The sequence below is a fragment of the Cereibacter sediminicola genome, from assembly GCF_007668225.1.
Taxonomy (GTDB): domain Bacteria; phylum Pseudomonadota; class Alphaproteobacteria; order Rhodobacterales; family Rhodobacteraceae; genus Cereibacter_A; species Cereibacter_A azotoformans.
On the sequence record NZ_VDEK01000083.1, the window covers coordinates 1 to 2,346 of the forward strand.

Below are 2,346 nucleotides of genomic sequence, written 5' to 3' on the forward strand. Positions count from 1 at the left end.
CACCGGCCTGAGACCTACGACCCAATAGCCAAGCCGGGTCACTTCTCAATGGAAAATCCCGGGTCAGTTCTGCGTGGAAATCAACAATCCTGCTGGCGATGCGGAAGTCCGGCACCGCGTATCGGGCGGCGGGTCGGCCACCAGCCTCGGCACAGGATCTCGCAGCAGCATGATGACGAAATCGATCGGCCCCCGCGAGCTAGCAGGACCATGTGCTCGTCATCACCGAGATCCGGCGCCCTTGGGCGACGGTGTGAAGTCCCGAGCAGGGACGAGGGACGGGATCAGCTCGGATTTGCCCATGGCTGAAGTGAAGCCGAGGTACAGCTCAGGAGCCTCCCGACCTCCACAGTCCGCATCTTGTGGCGGCGCGCCGACCACGGACAGAAGCATGGACCTGCTCGTTGGACCGTCATCGCCATTGGCCGAACCCACCCGATCACAGAAGCGGCATGTGCTCGGAATGCTTGGCCGCGGCGACATGGGCAAGGAGCGCCTCGGTCGGTCAACTCCCCTCCAGCAGGTGTGCCGGGGCTTTGGCCTGGACGACGCCGGTCCGCCCCTTCGGGCAAGCGTATTTCGGCCGGATCGTGACGATCACCTGGTACCGGGCCGGAATGATGTCGAGCCGCTCGGTCTGTCGTCGGGGAAACGGTCCACTGGACCGTTTCCTGATCCTCCTCCACCTCGCCGATCCGGACCATGTCCCCGCAGCCGCACGTGCAGACGATGCTGGCTGGCTCGATAACCCGTTCGACCCGCGGCAGGTGGTCCGGCAGGGCACGGGCCCTGCGGGGCGCGCGGGGCTTCTTCTCCCCATCGGGCGCGCTGACCGCGATCCTCTCCTCGACGGCGGCGATGCGCGCCTCGGTCTCGGCGATGGCGGTTTCCAGATCCTCCAGTGCCAGTTCCAGCTGGGCCGGATCGAGCTTCTCGGATTTGGGCCCGAACTTCGCCTGCCGGTACTGCGCGACCTGGCCCTCCAGCGTCCCGATCAGCTCCTTGAGGTCGGCGATGAAGGCATCCTTCTCGGCCACCACCGCCTGCTCGTGCAGGCGCGCGGCGCGCTCCGCCGCCCATTTGGCCGGCACGTTGCCCGGAACCCGCAGGACGACGCCGCCGATCTCGATGGTGACCACGCCCGACAGGCCATCCAGCCCGGCGCCAAACTCCGGCTCCACCGTCAGGGGCACGAAGGCAGCCTCCAGGCCCTCCACCGCGTCCTCGGGCAGAGCGAGCAGCCCCTTACGGGCTTGCCGCCGCCAAGCCGAAAGCTGGTGCGCAAGCACCCCGTGCCGCCGCGCCACTTCTGCCACACGGACGCCCGGGCGGAAGCTCTCTGCCACGATCCGGGCCTTCACCTCGTCCGGCCAACGCCGATAGCCACGAGTGCGCCGGATCACCTCGATCCGGCCGTCGAACCCTTCACCGCCATCGGCATGGTCGCCTCCTTCTGAACCCTCAGAACGAGGCTCGCCCCTCCCATCCCGATCCGAACCCGGGAACTCAATGGGCCATAGGCGGCGCATACGCTCCGGGGCAGACCGTGCTGGGAGAAATCGTTCCGGAAAGACGCCTGCATGCCCTCGTCACCGCCGGGAAAGAGACCGGCATCGGCCCTGAAGTCATCGGACAGTTCCTGGTCGAGGCGGGCGCTCTCCAGGACCACGACGAACGGCCGCTCAGCCGCCGCCTGTTCGACGTGCAGAAGCATGCCGCCCTTCTCGCGGAAATCCCGACCCTCGTCGGACCCATCGCAATGCGCGAGGCGATCGGCGCGACCAAGCGCGAGCTCGTGGCCTGGAGGAGGAGGGGATCCTGGTGCCGCGCACCCGCGTCGCGAAAGTCAAGAACCCTTGGCGTGTATCGGACGGTCTTGCACTTCTTGCCGAACTGCAGACCAGCGCCGTCGACGTGGCCGAGGACGACGACGAATGGGAGACCCTGCTTCTGTCGCGGAAGCGCACAAGGATCACATTGATCGAGCTGATTGAAGCCATCCGTGCCCAGCGGCTTGCGGTAGGCCAGCAGGTCGGCATCTTCGGGTTTCACGGGATCGTAGTTCTCAAGCGCGACGTCGAACGACTGCAGCGATCGCGCGAGCCGGGACCGCACGCGCATGCATGTGCAAAGAGTATGGTGTCCGCTGCCGAATTCGGCCGATCCGTGGGCTTGCGCGACAACGGCCATTTCCTCGCCCTGATCGAGTTCCGCCTGAACAACGCGATCAGGCGGCCGCATGACTGTAGTTGCGAGCGCGCTCCCGCCGGATCATCGCCAGAACGAGGGTAATGACGGCGGCAAGAAGCTTCCTCAGGTGGGCGAGGATCTTGCGGATGTTGTGGC

The 2,346-nt window shown here is 66.4% G+C and carries 2 protein-coding genes and 2 pseudogenes; 1 reads left to right on the plus strand and 3 read right to left on the minus strand.

Annotation, left to right across the window (positions count from 1 at the left end; translation table 11 throughout):
- Positions 1-445: 445 nt before the first annotated feature.
- The 3 genes and pseudogenes from FG154_RS20250 to FG154_RS21640 all read right to left on the minus strand — a co-directional run.
- Positions 446-1,076: pseudogene (locus FG154_RS20250) on the minus strand (transposase domain-containing protein); the annotation flags it as partial.
- A 60-nt stretch (positions 1,077-1,136) separates the two neighbouring features.
- Positions 1,137-1,403: pseudogene (tnpA, locus tag FG154_RS21970) on the minus strand (IS66-like element accessory protein TnpA); the annotation flags it as partial.
- Positions 1,400-1,714: a hypothetical protein gene (locus FG154_RS21640; protein WP_246100488.1), complete on the minus strand. Its 315-nt coding sequence runs from the start codon at positions 1,712-1,714 to the stop codon at positions 1,400-1,402. The pseudogene tnpA and the gene FG154_RS21640, both read right to left, overlap by 4 nt.
- Before the next feature lie 107 nt (positions 1,715-1,821).
- Here FG154_RS21640 and FG154_RS21645 point away from each other — a divergent pair, with 107 nt between their 5' ends.
- Positions 1,822-2,292, plus strand: a complete 471-nt coding sequence (locus FG154_RS21645; protein ID WP_246100489.1) for a type 1 periplasmic-binding domain-containing protein — start codon at positions 1,822-1,824, stop codon at positions 2,290-2,292.
- The last annotated feature ends 54 nt before the right edge of the window (positions 2,293-2,346 follow it).